The sequence below is a fragment of the Pseudomonas chaetocerotis genome (genome assembly GCF_015712105.2).
GTDB lineage: Bacteria > Pseudomonadota > Gammaproteobacteria > Pseudomonadales > Pseudomonadaceae > Aquipseudomonas > Aquipseudomonas chaetocerotis.
On sequence record NZ_JACFYX020000010.1, the window covers coordinates 35,572 to 50,100 of the forward strand.

At 62.3% G+C, this 14,529-nt stretch carries 16 protein-coding genes; 5 read left to right on the forward strand and 11 right to left on the reverse strand.

The window, feature by feature from the left end:
- Positions 1–10 precede the first annotated feature (10 nt).
- From H3221_RS17980 to H3221_RS17990, 3 genes are read right to left on the reverse strand one after another with little or no spacing between them, the layout of a single operon-like run.
- Positions 11–310 carry a hypothetical protein gene (locus H3221_RS17980; RefSeq protein WP_192984986.1) on the reverse strand — a complete coding sequence of 100 codons (300 nt, stop codon included), beginning with the start codon at positions 308–310 and terminating at the stop codon, positions 11–13.
- On the reverse strand, positions 307–666 hold the full coding sequence (locus H3221_RS17985; protein WP_196477035.1) for a phage holin family protein: 360 nt from the start codon (positions 664–666) through the stop codon (positions 307–309). The genes H3221_RS17980 and H3221_RS17985 overlap by 4 nt, the downstream gene beginning before the upstream one ends.
- A gap of 8 nt (positions 667–674) precedes the next feature.
- Positions 675–992 carry a DUF883 family protein gene (locus H3221_RS17990; protein WP_003461988.1) on the reverse strand — a complete coding sequence of 106 codons (318 nt, stop codon included), beginning with the start codon at positions 990–992 and terminating at the stop codon, positions 675–677.
- Between the two features lie 372 nt (positions 993–1,364).
- On the opposite strand from H3221_RS17990, the gene H3221_RS17995 reads away from it, so the two are divergent.
- Entirely contained in the window at positions 1,365–2,573 is a 1,209-nt protein-coding gene (locus H3221_RS17995; RefSeq protein ID WP_196477034.1) for an ammonium transporter, read from the forward strand.
- An 854-nt stretch (positions 2,574–3,427) separates the two neighbouring features.
- Here H3221_RS17995 and H3221_RS18000 read toward each other — a convergent pair.
- From H3221_RS18000 to purM, 3 genes are read right to left on the reverse strand one after another with little or no spacing between them, the layout of a single operon-like run.
- Positions 3,428–4,144, reverse strand: coding sequence for a DUF3108 domain-containing protein (locus tag H3221_RS18000; RefSeq protein ID WP_196475306.1), 717 nt, complete (start codon positions 4,142–4,144; stop codon positions 3,428–3,430).
- A gap of 8 nt (positions 4,145–4,152) precedes the next feature.
- Positions 4,153–4,797 carry a phosphoribosylglycinamide formyltransferase gene (purN, locus tag H3221_RS18005; RefSeq protein ID WP_196475305.1) on the reverse strand — a complete coding sequence of 215 codons (645 nt, stop codon included), beginning with the start codon at positions 4,795–4,797 and terminating at the stop codon, positions 4,153–4,155.
- A complete protein-coding gene (purM, locus tag H3221_RS18010) occupies positions 4,797–5,855 on the reverse strand; it encodes a phosphoribosylformylglycinamidine cyclo-ligase (protein ID WP_160017470.1) in 1,059 nt (352 codons plus the stop codon). Before purM ends, purN begins: the two co-directional genes overlap by 1 nt.
- 247 nt (positions 5,856–6,102) lie before the next feature.
- On the opposite strand from purM, the gene H3221_RS18015 reads away from it, so the two are divergent.
- The 3 genes from H3221_RS18015 (at position 6,103) to hda (ending at position 9,275) form a co-directional block, all read left to right on the forward strand.
- Positions 6,103–7,143: a DUF2066 domain-containing protein gene (locus H3221_RS18015; protein ID WP_196475304.1), complete on the forward strand. Its 1,041-nt coding sequence runs from the start codon at positions 6,103–6,105 to the stop codon at positions 7,141–7,143.
- 73 nt (positions 7,144–7,216) lie between these two features.
- Entirely contained in the window at positions 7,217–8,302 is a 1,086-nt protein-coding gene (locus H3221_RS18020; protein WP_196475303.1) for an AI-2E family transporter, read from the forward strand.
- A 268-nt stretch (positions 8,303–8,570) separates the two neighbouring features.
- Positions 8,571–9,275 carry a DnaA regulatory inactivator Hda gene (hda, locus tag H3221_RS18025; RefSeq protein WP_192984971.1) on the forward strand — a complete coding sequence of 235 codons (705 nt, stop codon included), beginning with the start codon at positions 8,571–8,573 and terminating at the stop codon, positions 9,273–9,275.
- Positions 9,276–9,423: 148 nt separating this feature from the next.
- On the opposite strand, the gene H3221_RS18030 is transcribed toward hda, so the two are convergent.
- From H3221_RS18030 to arsC, 3 genes are read right to left on the reverse strand one after another with little or no spacing between them, the layout of a single operon-like run.
- A complete protein-coding gene (locus tag H3221_RS18030) occupies positions 9,424–9,831 on the reverse strand; it encodes a DUF2069 domain-containing protein (RefSeq protein WP_196475302.1) in 408 nt (135 codons plus the stop codon).
- Positions 9,832–9,833: 2 nt separating this feature from the next.
- Positions 9,834–10,430 (reverse strand): NAD(P)H:quinone oxidoreductase, encoded by a 597-nt coding sequence (wrbA, locus tag H3221_RS18035; protein WP_192984967.1) that lies wholly within the window; start codon positions 10,428–10,430, stop codon positions 9,834–9,836.
- Positions 10,427–10,780, reverse strand: a complete 354-nt coding sequence (gene arsC / locus H3221_RS18040) for an arsenate reductase (glutaredoxin) (RefSeq protein ID WP_196475301.1) — start codon at positions 10,778–10,780, stop codon at positions 10,427–10,429. Before arsC ends, wrbA begins: the two co-directional genes overlap by 4 nt.
- A gap of 136 nt (positions 10,781–10,916) precedes the next feature.
- Here arsC and H3221_RS18045 point away from each other — a divergent pair, with 136 nt between their 5' ends.
- On the forward strand, positions 10,917–12,134 hold the full coding sequence (locus H3221_RS18045) for a YihY family inner membrane protein (protein ID WP_196475300.1): 1,218 nt from the start codon (positions 10,917–10,919) through the stop codon (positions 12,132–12,134).
- Positions 12,135–12,566: 432 nt separating this feature from the next.
- Here the strand turns inward: H3221_RS18045 and H3221_RS18055 are convergent, their stop codons facing one another.
- Together H3221_RS18055 and H3221_RS18060 are read right to left on the reverse strand one after the other, a co-directional pair.
- Positions 12,567–12,959 carry a hypothetical protein gene (locus tag H3221_RS18055; protein ID WP_192984961.1) on the reverse strand — a complete coding sequence of 131 codons (393 nt, stop codon included), beginning with the start codon at positions 12,957–12,959 and terminating at the stop codon, positions 12,567–12,569.
- 114 nt (positions 12,960–13,073) lie between these two features.
- A complete protein-coding gene (locus H3221_RS18060; protein WP_196475299.1) occupies positions 13,074–14,480 on the reverse strand; it encodes a PilZ domain-containing protein in 1,407 nt (468 codons plus the stop codon).
- Positions 14,481–14,529 lie beyond the last annotated feature (49 nt).

The following is a 14,529-nucleotide window of genomic DNA, read 5'->3' on the forward strand; positions in this document are numbered from 1 at the left end:
AGTTTCCATGTCAGTCGATGCCGCTTTGCCGACGCCGAAGTAGCGGCGCAATGATCAGTGCCAGGCGTAACCAGCGACGCCAGCCGCGTTTGCCTCCGAGCAGCCCGGCCAGTGCCAGTGCGCCGCCAGTGAGCAAAAAGGGTGCATTGCCCTGGCGCAGGCGCTGTCCGTACTCGCGTACCTGTTTGAGTGGTTGGCTGATCTGCAGCATTTCATGGCGCAGTTCCTGGCGGTGCATTTCCAGACGCATGCGCAGCACGGCTTTACGAAGTTCACGGCGCGAGGCGCCTGGAGGCAAGGTCGGCGTCATGGCAGCAGTTGCTCGCGGTCACGTTGCAGTTCTTCAAGGCTGGCGCTGAACGGCGGCTTGGCGTTGCGCAGACTGGTCAGCAGCCAGGCGCCACAAACGAGCAAGCCAAAACCGTAGAACAGGCACAGGCCTGTGGCGACTGCCAGGCGGTGCGTATCCCAGTAGACGATCAGCAGCAGAGCGGACAGACCTATCAGCAGGAGCAGGGTGAAGGCCAGGCACAGACCGCCGAGGAGCAGCGCACGCAGTGCCTGGTTGCGTTGGTCTTCGAGTTCATGAGCGAGCAGCGCCACGTGGCCCTGGAGCAGGCCCAACAGGGCTGCACCCAGGCGCCGTGGCGAGGGGCCGTTGGACATGGGCGCAGTCAACGGCGGCTGATCAGCAGGCCGAGCACCAGACCGATAGCGGCCGACAGGCCGAGCGCCTGCCACGGGTGCTTGTGCACGTAATCCTCAGTGGCGTCGACGGCGATCTTGCCCTGTTCGCGCAGGCCGGACTCGGCTTTGTGCAAGGTGTCACGGGCACGGTCAAGGCTGCTGCGAATGTCATCGCGCAGCGCTTCGGCCTGTTCACCAGCGAGGCTGGCGGAATGTTGCAGGAGCTTCTCGGTGTCGCTGACCAGAGCCTGGAATTCATCCAGCAGGGCGTCCTTGGTGCTTGGAGTAGCAGCTTTGCGTGGCATGGTGAGCAGTCCTCTGCGTTGGGTATCTACTGTTTACGAGTGCGCTGCTGCGTGAGGGTTCCGCAAGAATAGTCGTGAAGTGACCGGTTTGGTGTTTGGTATAGCGATTGCATTTTGCTGGTGCGCGAAGGTCGCGAAATGCCCTGTGATGGGGCCTTCTCGATGCGGCTCAGGATGGTCAATTTCGCGCATAACCATTTGATTAACAAGAAATAAGCATCGATCAGTCAGTCTTCGGCGGCGCTATTTTGGGGCCGTCAGACAGCACTTTTCGAGGGCGCGTTGCATTTGCTGGCTGCATTGTGGTGCGCATTTTCGGTTTTGTGCCTTTGTTTGGTGCTTTTTCTTCTGCCTCCGGAGTTTTCTTTCTCGATGGAAAACATCAACAGTGCCGTGGCCACGCTGATCCACGGCTCCAATACCCTGTTCATCCTGCTGGGTGCAATCATGGTCCTGGCCATGCATGCCGGTTTTGCCTTCCTTGAAGTGGGAACGGTGCGGCAGAAAAACCAGGTCAACGCGCTATCGAAGATTCTCTCGGATTTCGCCATCTCCGCCCTGGCGTATTTCTTCATTGGCTACTGGATCGCCTACGGCATCAACTTCTTCGAGCCGGCGGCGGTGCTGACGGAGAACCACGGGTACGGTCTGGTGAAGTTCTTCTTCCTGCTGACCTTCGCGGCGGCGATTCCGGCAATCATCTCCGGTGGTATCGCCGAGCGCGCCAGGTTCGGCCCGCAGCTATGCGCCACGGCGTTGATCGTGGCGTTCGTCTATCCCTTCTTCGAAGGCATGATCTGGAATGGCAACTACGGCTTCCAGGCTTGGCTCGAGACTCGCTTCGGCGCAGGCTTCCATGATTTTGCCGGTTCGGTGGTGGTGCATGCCATGGGCGGATGGCTGGCCTTCGGCGCGGTGTTGTTGCTGGGGCGTCGCAATGGTCGCTATCGCGACGGCAAGCTGGTGGCCATGGCGCCGTCGAACATTCCATTCCTGGCGCTGGGCTCGTGGATTCTGATCATCGGCTGGTTCGGCTTCAACGTGATGAGTGCGCAGACGCTCGAAGGCGTCAGTGGCCTGGTGGCGGTCAACTCGCTGATGGCCATGGTCGGTGGTACCGTCGCCGCGCTGCTGGTAGGGCGCAATGACCCAGGCTTCCTGCACAACGGCCCGCTCGCCGGTCTGGTCGCGATCTGCGCCGGCTCGGACCTGATGCATCCGATTGGCGCCCTGGTTACTGGCGCGATTGCCGGTGCTCTGTTTGTCTGGGCATTCACCGCGACTCAGGTGAAGTGGAAGATCGATGACGTGCTCGGCGTCTGGCCGCTGCATGGCCTGTGCGGCATCTGGGGCGGCATCGCTTGCGGCATCTTCGGCCTCGAAGCATTCGGTGGCCTGGGAGGCGTCAGCCTGGCCAGCCAGGTGATCGGCACTGCGCTGGGCGTGGTGGTCGCGCTGGTCGGTGGCTTCGTGGTGTACGGCTTGCTCAAGGTGTCTTTGGGTATTCGTCTGAGTCAGGAGGAGGAGTACAACGGCGCCGACCTGTCGATCCACAAGATCGGTGCGGTGAGTCAGGATTGAGCTAGTACCGGGTGCTGCCAGCCAGCGCCCGGAGCAGGCAATAAAAAGTTCTTCGCATCGTTTGTGGAAAGTGCGGGTTGAGACCGGACTGGCAAGTTTGTGTGCGTATTGCTCACGGGCTTAGCACCATCCGTTAGCGCGTGTGCTGAGCGTTTGGGTTGCGCCCCTTACGGGCGCCACACCTTTCTTGCTTGCCCAAGAAAGGTGTGCCAAAGAAGGGCACCCCAACATTCGGGTTTCGCTGCGCGAAACTTCCCTCGTTCCGGCGCTGCTCCGGAGGCCGGCTTACATGGGCCATCCCTGGCCCATTAAGCCTCTCGCCGCATCCATGCGGCTCGCTCCCCTACGCAACACCTCCACTCGGCCTCCTGAGGGGGACCGGACCGCGAGCTTGCGTAATCTTCGCGAAATTGAAATTGGCGGCGTCTGTGCCTTGCCTTTGCTCTTCAACTGCGATGGTACAGACGAAGCCCAAGTCCCCTTCAGTAGGCCGAGTGGAATCTCCGCGTAAGGGGTTGAGCGACATGGATGTCGCGAGAGCCACGATGGGCCAGGGATGACCCTTCGTGGCGTGCCCCTGGAGTGGTGATGGAGCGAGGGAACCCCGGCGTAGCCGGGGCCGGATGGTGGGGTGCCCTTCTCTTTGGTTACTTTCTCTTGGGCAAGCAAGAGAAAGTGACTCGCCCGTAAGGGGCGAAACCCATCAGGCCAGGCGGCGTGATAATGGATAGTGCCAAGTCATCGACAGCTAACACTTAATTGCCAGTCCGGTGTCAAGCGTATCCTCTCCGCGAGAATGCAAAAAACCATAAAAAAACCGGGCATTTGCCCGGTTCTTTTTTTGCGCTTGCCAATCAGTCGCGACGACCTTCCACCGACTTGCCGGAGACGGTGCCTTCCTTGAGCATGATCTGGTATTCCTTGCCGTCGGTCTCCACCTGATGCAGGCGAACCAGCAGGTGGCCCCAGTCCTTGGCGAACCACAACACGGTCTTGCGGGTGCTCTGCGTGGGGTCCCGCACGCGCTCGACCTTGATCGCGTCGATCAGGCCCGCCTTGGTGCGTACCACTTCTTCGCCCAGCACACGGAAATCGTAGGTTTCGATCTCGTCACCGTCGACCACCTGATAGCTCACGCTCTTCTTGCCGGCCGCGACGTCCTGTTGCAGGGCGATCTGGTAGGTGGACTTGTCCAGCAGGCCGCGATTGAGCGGGAAGCGCACGGCGTCACCACGGTCGGTGCCGATCACTTGCTTCTGTTCCCAGTCGAAGTCCTGCTCGACCTTCTTGCCTTTGCCCAGGCCGCTGCGATTGAGGCGGTAGGTCAGTGGCATCAGGGTCTGGTTGTCGACCCGGAAGGTGCTTTGTTCGGTGAGGCCGGCGACCAGCATCGACGCTTCGAAGTTGAGGGTCCAGCGGCCGTCATCTTCGCGCTTGAGGCTACGCTCGGCGCTGCCACTGACCGGTAGCTGCTTCCAGTCCGCAGTGTAGCTGGCGGAGAAGGGCTGCAGATCCTCGGCAAGGGCGGGCAGGCTGAACAGTGTCAGGGCGAACAGCAGGGCACGACGCATAGAGTCTCCTAGGTTCGAATCAGGTGGCCGCTGGCGGGCAGCGGCTGGCCATCCAGCATTGCGCCTTGAGCGCCAAGACGCAAGCGGCCTTCGGCAAACCAGCGTACAGCCAGAGGATAGATCTGGTGTTCCTGCTGATGCACGCGGCGCGCAAGGCTTTCGGCCGTGTCGTCTGCCATGACTGGCAGCACAGCTTGTACGACCAGAGGGCCACCATCGAGTTCCTCTGTCACGAAGTGCACGCTGCAGCCGTGCTCGGTATCGCCGGCCTCCAAGGCGCGCTGATGGGTGTGCAGCCCTTTGTGCTTGGGTAGCAGTGACGGATGGATATTCAGCAGGCGGCCTGAGTAATGCTGCACGAAGCCCGGTGTGAGGATGCGCATGAAGCCTGCCAGGACTACCAGATCAGGCTGGTGGGCGTCGATGGCCTGGATCAGGGCTGCATCGAAGGCTTCGCGGCCGTCGAACTGCTTGTGGTCAAGCAGTTCGGTGGCGATTGCGGCCTGTTTCGCCCGCTCCAGGCCATAGGCACCGGCGCGGTTGCAGATAACCGCGGCGATGCGTGCCGGGTTGCCGTCGTGGGCAACGCTGTCGATCAGCGCTTGCAGATTGCTGCCTGACCCGGAGATCAGGACGACGACATTGCAGGGCATCAGTGGGCTTTCAGGTTGTTCAATTGAACCTGGGCTGCACCTTCTGCCGCTTCGGTGATCTGGCCGATGACCCAGGGTTGCTCGCCGCTGGCGCGCAGGCTGGCCAGGGCGGTTTCGACCTGATCCTGAGCGACGCAGATGACCATGCCGACACCGCAGTTCAGGACGCGGTGCATTTCGTGCTCGTCGACGTTGCCCTTTTCCTGCAGCCAGTCGAACACGGCCGGGCGATTCCAGCTGGCGACGTCGATCACCGCCTGGGCGCCTTGCGGCAGTACGCGCGGGATGTTGTCCAGCAGGCCGCCGCCGGTGATGTGGGCCATGGCCTTGACCGCGCCGGTGTCCTTGATCAGCTTGAGCAACGGCTTGACGTAGATGCGGGTCGGCGCCATCAGCAGGTCAGCCAGGGCCTTGCCATCCAGTTGCACCTGCTCGATGTCGGCGCCGGAGACTTCGATGATCTTGCGGATCAACGAGTAGCCGTTGGAGTGCGGGCCGGAGGAGGGTAGTGCAATCAGGGCGTCGCCAGTGACCACCTTGGAACCGTCGATGATTTCGCTCTTTTCCACCACGCCAACGCAGAATCCGGCCAGGTCGTAGTCCTCGCCTTCGTACATGCCCGGCATCTCGGCAGTTTCACCACCGACCAGAGAGCAGCCAGCCAGTTCGCAGCCTGCGCCGATGCCGGTGACCACGGTGGCGGCCACATCGACGTTGAGCTTGCCGGTGGCGTAGTAGTCGAGGAAGAACAGCGGCTCGGCGCCGCAGACCACCAGATCGTTGACGCACATGGCGACCAGGTCCTGGCCGATGCTGTCGTGCTTGTTCAGGTTCAGCGCCAGGCGCAGCTTGGTGCCGACGCCATCGGTACCGGACACCAGGACGGGTTGCTTGTAGCCGGCCGGGATCTCGCACAGGGCGCCGAAGCCGCCCAGGCCACCCATGACTTCCGGACGCGCAGTGCGCTTGGCCACGCCCTTGATGCGCTCGACCAGGGCTTCACCGGCATCGATGTCGACGCCTGCGTCCTTGTAGCTGATGGAGGGTTGCTTGCTCATAGATCCGGGCCTTTGGATGGGGAGTTCGTGTAGGCGCCGACGTGGCGCAGGCTCATCCAAGGAGCCCGGCGCGCGTACCGGCTGGCGAAGGCGCGCGATTTTATCAGGCTTGCCCGGTAGCGGCCACTCGCGTGCATGCGCTTCGTCGCAGGCACGGGCTCTGGTTGCCGGGGCGTGAGCGGCTGTTTAAGGTATACGCCCTTGTGGCAGCCCTCCGTGCAGCCATCCCTTGCGAGAGTCCGCCCCAATGCGTTTGCCCATCCGCCTGCTGTTTTTCTGTCTGTCGCTCCTGAGCCTGCCGGCATTGGCTGCGCCGGTTACCGGTCTTTATCAGGTGCGTGAACCCGTGGCGGATCAGCAGCCGGAAAGCCGTGACGCGGCCATGCAGAAGGCATTGCAGACTCTGGTGCAGCGTTTGACCGGTGATACCAAGGCGCTGCAGAGCGCCGGGCTGGAAGGTCTGCGCAAGGACCCGCAACAGATCGTCAGTCAGTACGGCTATGAAGGTGACGCGCTGTTGGTCGAGTTCGATCCGGCCAGCACCGATCACCAGCTACGCCAGGCTGGCCTGGCCCTATGGGGTGCCAACCGTCCGGCCATTCTCACCTGGTGGCTCAACGAATCGCCGGAAGGCAGCCAACTGGTTGGCGAAAGCCAGAGTGCATCGGCGTTGCTGCGCGATGCTGCTCAGCATCGTGGCCTGCCGCTGCGTCTGCCGCTGGCGGACCTGAGCGAGCAGGCGCTGGGCAATGCCGATGCCTTGCTGGCCAACGATCCGCAGGCACTGCGCGAGGCCTCCGAGCGCTATGGCGCCGATGCCCTGCTGGCCGTGCAGGCGACCGAAAGCGGTGGCAGTTGGCAGGCTACCTGGCGCCTGTGGCTGGGCGACGAGCGTGAACAGGGCAAGGCCGAAGGCGCCGATCAGTCTGCGTTGGCCGATGCCGTGCTGCTGGCGGTGGCCGAGCGCCTGGCCCCGCGTTTTCTGGTCAAGCCTGGTGCTGCGCAAAGCCTGACGCTGGTAATCGAAGGTGCTGATCTGGGGCGTTTCGCGGCGCTGGAGCGCTTGCTCGAACCCTTCGCAGCGCGTTTGCAGGAGATCGATGGCCAGCGCCTGGTCTATCAGGTCAGCGCCAGCCCGGAGCAACTGCGTGCGCAACTGGCACTGGGGCAGTTGCAGGAAGTCAGCGCGCCGCTCGATGCCGCTGAGTCGGTAGAGAATCCGGAGGCCGCTGCAACCGAGGCTCTGCAGGTGAAACCGCGCACCGATCAGTTGCGCTTTCGTTGGTAGAATTCCTGTCGGGTAGACCACAGCCCAGTTCCGCGGCGCCTTCCTGGCGCCGTTTCGCATCGAGGACGCGAGCATGACCGATTCCACCCGTTGGCTATGGATGGCTGGGCTGTTCCTGCTCGGCTGGCTGCTGTACCTGTTGCACCCGATTCTTTCCCCGTTCCTGATCGGTATCCTGCTGGCCTATCTGGGCGACCCGCTGGTCGACCGCCTCGAGCGGCACCGCCTGTCGCGCACCGGCGGCGTCGTGGTGGTGTTCACGCTGTTCGCGCTGGTGCTGCTGATCCTGTTACTGGTGCTGGTGCCCATGCTGGGACGCCAGCTGGTGCGTCTGTACCAGCTGGCGCCGGAAATGCTCGACTGGCTGCAGGGCACGGCGTTGCCTTGGTCGCAATCACATCTGGGTTTGCAGGATGACTTGCTGCAGATCGACCAGCTCAAGCAGGTCTTCACCGATAACATCGGCAAGACCACCGATGTGCTCAAGATGGTGTTGGCTCAGGCCACGTCGTCGGGCCTGGCGCTGCTGGCCTGGCTGGGCAACCTGCTGCTGATTCCGGTGGTGAGCTTCTACCTGATGCGCGACTGGGACGTGCTGGTCGAGCGCATGCGTCGCCTGCTACCGCGTCAGCGCGAAGGGTTGGTAGTCAAGCTGACAGGCGAATGTCATGAAGTACTGGGCGCCTTCCTGCGCGGCCAATTGATGGTAATGCTGGCGTTGAGCATCATCTACGCCACTGGCCTGATGCTGGTGGGGTTGGAGTTGGGGTTGCTGATCGGTGTGCTGGCTGGCCTGGCGAGTATCGTGCCCTATATGGGCTTCATCGTCGGTATCGGTGCGGCGTTGACTGCCGCATTGTTCCAGTTCGGTCTTGAGCCCTATCCGCTGATCGGCATCGGTGTGGTGTTCATGATCGGCCAACTGCTCGAAGGTATGGTCCTGACGCCCATGCTGGTGGGCGATCGCATCGGTTTGCATCCGGTCGCAGTGATCTTTGCCATCCTCGCTGGCGGCCAGCTGTTTGGCTTCACCGGCGTGCTGCTGGCCTTGCCGGTTGCCGCAGTGATCATGGTTCTGCTGCGCCATGCCCATGATTTGTATAAACTTTCCGGTCTTTACGGAGAGTCCAACAGCGGTTCTGATGAACCGACGAGGTAGGGTCTGTTCCCGTTTCGCCGCGGCCGCGCCGGAGCCAGTTTTTGCGCGGGGCAAGGCATGAGGAGAGAGATTTGGTTATTCCAAATGAACGACGAATAACGCAGCAGCGCGCAAAAACTGGCCCGGCCCTTCGGGTTGCGCGGCAAATGGCGCCATGCTGCGTTGTGGAGCTTGGCAAGGGAGTGACCATTACCTGCGCTCCACGCCTGGCCTGGCGCCATTTGGCGCAGCAACGCGGCTCGCGCCGAAACGGGAACAGACCCTGAGCATGAAACCAATCCAGCTGCCTCTGGGGGTGCGTCTGCGTGACGACGCCACCTTCGCCAACTACTACCCCGGCGCCAATGCCGCGGCCCTGGGCTATGTCGAGCGTCTGTGCGAGGCCGATGCCGGCTGGACGGAAAGCCTGATCTATCTGTGGGGCACTGAGGGCGTGGGGCGCAGCCACTTGCTGCAGGCCGCCTGCCTGCGTTTCGAGCAGCGCGGCGAGGCGGTGGTGTACCTGCCGCTTGGCGAGGTGGTGCAACACGGCCCGGAGCTGCTCGACAACCTCGAGCTGTGCGAGCTGGTTTGCCTCGATGATCTCGATGCAGTGGCCGGCCGCAGCGATTGGGAGGAGGGTTTGTTCCACCTGTTCAATCGTCTGCGTGACAGCGGCCGGCGTCTGTTGCTGGCCGGCACTATGTCGCCGCGCGAGTTGCCCATTCAACTACCCGATCTGAAGTCGCGGTTGACCCTTTCGCTGGTCTTCCAGCTACATGAACTGTCCGATGAAGACAAGCTACGCGCCCTGCAGCTGCGTGCCTCGCGTCGTGGCCTACAGATGAGCGATGAGGTCGGTCGCTTCATCCTCACCCGTGGCGAACGCAGCATGAGCGCGCTGTTCGAGTTGCTGGAGCGCCTGGATCAGGCTTCGCTACAGGCCCAGCGCAAGCTGACCATTCCCTTTCTCAAGGAAACGCTGGGCTGGTAGCGGCAAGCCGCAAGCCAACATACGTCGGTCATCACATCGCTCTGCCTGTCTGCAAACCCGACTACAGCGTGATTCAGCGTCCGAGCGGCCCTCGGTGCGCACGGCGCACCAACCAAGACCCCTGAATAGCGCGGCTTAAGGCTGTTGCTTATTCCCCTGCCAACTTGCGGTCGTACTGGAAGCGCCAGCGCGTATACAGCAGCGCCGTGCAGAACAGGCCGAAGCTGATTACCGCCTCCAGCGCGCCGAACAGTGCACGCGCCGGATCGATGGCGGCCAGTACGCCCTGGATGAAGTAGATATTGACCACGAAGCAGGCCCAGGCATGGGCGCGGGCGTTGCCCATCAGCATCCCGGGGGCGAGCAGCGCCAGCGGCAGCAGCTGAATGGCCAGCACCACGCCGACCCGCGCGCCATGCAGATCGGCGAAGCCCAGATTCCACACCAGCAGCAGGGTCAGTAAGGCTATGAAACTGAACAGGCTCAGCGCTCGACTGAGTTTGACCCGTGGCTTCAGCCATTCGAGGCTGGGCAAGGGTTTCTTCGCTCGGGCCACGTTCAGCGCTCCAGTTTGCTGGCGGTTTGCGCCAGGCGTTGACCCAGTGCGCGGCACAGGGCTGTTTCATGCTCGTCCAGCGCGCGTTTGCCGTCGCCGCCGGCATGGTGGCTGGGGCCGTAGGGGGTGCCACCGCCGCGGGTTTCGAGCAGGGCCGATTCGCTGTAGGGCAGGCCGCAGACCAGCATGCCGTGGTGCAACAGCGGCAGCATCATCGACAGCAGGGTGGTCTCCTGGCCGCCATGCAGGCTGGCGGTGGAGGTGAACACGCCAGCTGGTTTGCCAACCAGTTCGCCGGTGAGCCACAGGTTGCTGGTGCCATCGATGAAGTACTTGAGTGGTGCGGCCATGTTGCCGAAACGGGTCGGGCTACCCAGGGCCAGGCCCGAGCAGTTCTTCAGGTCGTCCAGGGTGGCATACATGGCGCCGTCCTCCGGCACGCTCGGCGCAACGGCTTCGCATTCGCTGGATACCGCCGGCACCGTGCGCAGACGTGCTTCCAGGCCGGCCATCTCGACACCACGGGCGATCTGCCTGGCCATCTGCGCGGTGGCGCCGTGGCGGCTGTAGTAGAGCACGAGGATATAAGGCGCGCTCATGCCAGCAGCTCCAGCACTTTTTCCGGTGGGCGGCCGATCACGGCCTTGTCGCCAGCGATCAGAATCGGGCGCTCGATCAGTTTGGGATGCCTGACCATGGCCTCGATCAGCTGCGCCTCGCTCAAACCGGTATCGCCCAGGCCTAGTGCCTTGTACTCGTCTTCGCCGCTGCGCAACAGTTCGCGGGCGGTGATGCCCAGCTTGCCGAGCAAGCTCTTGATTTCGCCAGCGCTGGGTGGTGCTTCCAGATAGCGCACTACCTGCGGTTGCAGGCCGCGGGCTTCCAGCAGCTCCAGAGCGCCGCGGGATTTCGAGCAGCGCGGGTTGTGGTAGAGGGTCAGGTCGGTCATGGTGGCTCGCATCCGGCTTGAGGTGGCGGCTATTCTAACCGTCTGGTGCGCGGATGCACGCAAACCGCTGGGTCGCTTTGCTGCGACCTTTTCACGCGGCGCACTGTCTGTAAGGTTTGAGAGCTAAGGAGAGGGCATGCGGGTTCGTTTTAAGGACTGGCTGGGGTTCTGGCTGAGTCTCTACAAGCGTTTCGTGGAGAACCGTGGCGCAGGCAATGCGGCTGCCTTGACCTACACCACCTTGTTCGCCGTGGTGCCGATGATGACCGTGACCTTCGCCATGCTTTCGGCGATTCCGGCATTCAAGGACGTGGGCGAGGACATCCAGGGTTTCATCTTCAATAACTTCGTGCCTTCCACTGGCGAGACGGTGCAGGAGTACCTGCGCGAGTTCACCACTCAGGCGCGGCAGTTGACCTGGTTCGGCGTGGGGCTGCTGGCTGTCACCGCCTTCCTCATGCTGGTGACCATCGAAAAGACCTTCAACGTGATCTGGCGGGTGCGTCAGCCGCGCCGCGGTATGTCCAGCTTTCTGCTGTACTGGGCGATCCTCAGCCTCGGGCCGTTGCTACTGGGGGCAGGTTTTGCGATCAGTACCTATATCGCCTCGCTGTCGCTGATTTCCGGGCCGGATGCCGTCTTGGGCGCCAAGACCCTGCTTGCCTTCGCGCCGCTGCTATCGAGCATCGCAGCCTTTACCTTGCTCTATGCGGCGGTCCCGAATACTCGGGTGCCCTTGCGTCATGCGTTGCTGGGCGGTTTGTTCAGCGCCGTACTGTTCGAAGTGGCCAAGGCACTGTTCGGCCTATACGTGCGCCTGTTTCCCGGTTACCACCTGATCTACGGCGCCTTCGCCACGGTGCCGCTGTTTCTGCTGTGGATCTATCTGTCCTGGTTGATCGTACTGCTGGGCGCCGAGCTGGTGTACGGCCTCTCGCAACCACGACACTGGCGCCGCGAACCCATCCCCAAGGGATTGATTCTGTTAGTGGTGCTGCGCCTGTTGCTCAAGCGTCAGCAGAAGGGCGAAGTCCTGCATTACGGCGATATGCAGCGTGCTGGCTGGCGTTTACCCGAGGACGAGTGGAGTCAAGTGATGGACTTCCTCGAGCGCGAGCACCTGGCATGCAAGGCCAGCGGTGGAGGTTGGGTGCTATGCCGTGACCTGCATAATTTTTCCCTGCATCAACTACTTGAGTGCAGCCCTTGGCCGTTGCCGAGCCTCTCACAACTGCCCGCTCAGCTCGACGAACCTTGGTATCCGGCATTGCGCGAGGGACTGGAGCACATGCAAGCGGAGCGCGAGGAGCAGTTCGGCGCCAGTCTGGCGGACTGGTTGCCGGGGAAGACCTGAGGAAGCGTAACGGAGGGTGACGAAAAACGTCACTTTCAGGCGTTGCCCAGGCCTGATGCGCTCTGAGCACAGGCGTGGCGGCAATGAATGCGTTGTAGAAGGGCTGGCACGCTTCTAGCAGATGTAAGGTCAGTTGCTATCGAACTGCCAGCAAGGCAGGGATCGCTGAGGACGCAGGCAGTAATGACGGTAAAAAACAGGGTAATCCACCTTCATCGACGCGATCCGCAGGAAGCGCTGACGCGGCTCAACCGAATCACTGGGCTGCACTTCGCACGTTGGCCGGAGTCGTTGCTCGAGCATGTTGCTACCGAAAACCTGCAGCCAGACGCTGACGACTCAAATCCGCAGGTTGCGCCCAGTACCGGAGTTTCCGCAGGCTGAAAGCGAAACCCCGCGTCGATGCGCGGGGCTTGATGTTCCAGTTCTGTCTCAGGCCATGGCCTGGCGGCTCTCGCTGTTGGCCAATTCGACGGCTTGAACGAAGAATTCCTCGACTACCAGGCTTTGCGCCGGCACCGCCGAGCGCAGGCGCACCTGCATGTCTTCGATCTTCAGCCGCACCGGCATGCGAGCGATCCCCGAGAGCAGGATCTTGCCATGGGCATTGACCTTGCCGTGGTCGACGTTGACCTCGCGACGCTTGTCTCCATCGCGATAACTCACCAGCAGCGACACCGGCAGATTGGCCAGCCCCGGCAGTTGCAGCCAGGTGGCGACGTTGTATTCGGCTACGCGCCCCTCGTAGGGCGTGACCAGCAGGTGAGCGGCGTCGACGATGCGCGAGGGCACGGAGCCAATCAGCTTGTCTTGCGCTTGGGACATGGTGAAATTCCAGGCTAGGTGAGACGTTAGTACCGGGAATTATAAGCAGCCACCTGCTGGCGAAACTGTGCACTCGGCGGACAGACCGCGTGACTGGAGTCGCAGTTTCGCGTATCAGGCCAGGCGCAGCGGGTGACGAGTAACCGATGAGGTCTGCAGGTTGCTTTCGGGGAGAGGGAGGATTGCCTGATTATGCACGCTGACCAGTTGCAGCCAAAGGTGCTCGCCGGAGGCGAACTGGCCGTTGGGCAGCCACAGGCCGTGGTGCCAGCCGTTGCCCGGTGCCGGGGTACTCTGCAATACACCCGGATGAGTCTGCGCATTGGGTGCGCGTCGCAGCCAGACCGGCCGTGGCAGGCCTTTCAGATAGCGCAGCCCGAGGTGCAAGCCTTCGTTATTGAGATGACGCCAGCGCACCAGTGCCAGAGTCGGTGTGCCATTGGTAAGCAGCAGAACCAGTTGCCCGACCTGCAGTTGCCCGCCCTCGTTGGCGTTGCACAGCAGGCGCGCACCGCCTGGGCTGGCATCGAGAATCTGTGCCTCGGTGCGTTGTGGCAGCTTGTCCAGCAGTTGCGCATGAATGGCTGGTAGGCCGACCACCAGGCTGCATTGTCCGTCCAGGTCGGCGCGTTCATGGCGACGTTGCTGGCGTCCCAGCCAATGCTGACGTACTCGTTCAAGCAACTGACGCTCCTGCGTGCTTTGCAGTGGCGCTGGTTCATGCAGCGCGATCAGCAGAGCTCCCAGTTCGAAGCGGCGCAGGTTGGCGGCCTCGCCTTCGATACGTTGTTCGAAACTCAGGCAGGCCTGTGATTCGCTGAGGTCGACTACCGGACCTTCGATTTCGTCTTCCTCGTCCCAGGCTTGCAATCTGGCCAGCGCGGCCAGAGGCGCCAGTGCGCTGAAAAGAGTCAGGCATTCGCCTTCATCGAGGTGGAAGGGGTTGCTCAGGGCCAATAGCAGCATCTGCTGGTAGAGACCGCGCAGGGTGCTGGCCGGCTTCGGCTCGAAGGCCGCAGCCACTGGCTCGTCCAGACACTGCTGATGCTCGCCGATCCAATACAGCAAGTGGCTGTCGCGCCAGAGCGCTGCGGGTGGCTCCTGGTACAGCTGATAGTGGCGCAGCAACTGCTGGGCAAGGAAGTGCTGGGCCATGTACAGGCACCAGGCCAGGTGCGGCATCGATGGTTGACGCCCCTGCAGGATTTGCAGCAGCAGGCGTTTGAAACCGATCGCCAGCTCGCCGCAGAAACGCACGAACAGCGTGCTTGGCGGATGCTGGCGATTGGCAAGGCCGGCGTAATGGCGGTATTCGTCACTGAAGTTTTGCAGCGCACGCTGCCTTTCCAGTAAGGTCAGGGCGCTGCGATTGAGCGAAAATAAAAGGCCCAGCACGTGTTGCAGGCCATTTTCCTGCTCCAGGTGGCGAGCCGTCGCGAGTCGCTGGACGATTTCCGCCGGCGATACGCTGTTGTCCTCGCGGATGTCCGGTACTTCCAGGCGCAGGGCATCCAGCGTCATATCAACCCCGGGTGGACGAGGATCGAGTACATGGGCTTAGGGCTCCGGA

Bases quoted from the DNA above. Each gene is read 5' to 3' on its own strand.
- H3221_RS18060 (WP_196475299.1), bottom strand. From the start codon at position 14,480: ATGACGCTGGATGCCCTGCGCCTGGAAGTACCGGACATCCGCGAGGAC.
- H3221_RS18020 (WP_196475303.1), top strand. From the start codon at position 7,217: ATGACCGATTCCACCCGTTGGCTATGGATGGCTGGGCTGTTCCTGCTC.
- hda (WP_192984971.1), top strand. From the start codon at position 8,571: ATGAAACCAATCCAGCTGCCTCTGGGGGTGCGTCTGCGTGACGACGCC.
- H3221_RS17995 (WP_196477034.1), top strand. From the start codon at position 1,365: ATGGAAAACATCAACAGTGCCGTGGCCACGCTGATCCACGGCTCCAAT.
- H3221_RS17990 (WP_003461988.1), bottom strand. From the start codon at position 992: ATGCCACGCAAAGCTGCTACTCCAAGCACCAAGGACGCCCTGCTGGAT.
- H3221_RS18055 (WP_192984961.1), bottom strand. From the start codon at position 12,959: ATGTCCCAAGCGCAAGACAAGCTGATTGGCTCCGTGCCCTCGCGCATC.
- H3221_RS18000 (WP_196475306.1), bottom strand. From the start codon at position 4,144: ATGCGTCGTGCCCTGCTGTTCGCCCTGACACTGTTCAGCCTGCCCGCC.
- H3221_RS18045 (WP_196475300.1), top strand. From the start codon at position 10,917: ATGCGGGTTCGTTTTAAGGACTGGCTGGGGTTCTGGCTGAGTCTCTAC.
- H3221_RS17980 (WP_192984986.1), bottom strand. From the start codon at position 310: ATGACGCCGACCTTGCCTCCAGGCGCCTCGCGCCGTGAACTTCGTAAA.
- H3221_RS17985 (WP_196477035.1), bottom strand. From the start codon at position 666: ATGTCCAACGGCCCCTCGCCACGGCGCCTGGGTGCAGCCCTGTTGGGC.
- purN (WP_196475305.1), bottom strand. From the start codon at position 4,797: ATGCCCTGCAATGTCGTCGTCCTGATCTCCGGGTCAGGCAGCAATCTG.
- purM (WP_160017470.1), bottom strand. From the start codon at position 5,855: ATGAGCAAGCAACCCTCCATCAGCTACAAGGACGCAGGCGTCGACATC.
- arsC (WP_196475301.1), bottom strand. From the start codon at position 10,780: ATGACCGACCTGACCCTCTACCACAACCCGCGCTGCTCGAAATCCCGC.
- wrbA (WP_192984967.1), bottom strand. From the start codon at position 10,430: ATGAGCGCGCCTTATATCCTCGTGCTCTACTACAGCCGCCACGGCGCC.
- H3221_RS18015 (WP_196475304.1), top strand. From the start codon at position 6,103: ATGCGTTTGCCCATCCGCCTGCTGTTTTTCTGTCTGTCGCTCCTGAGC.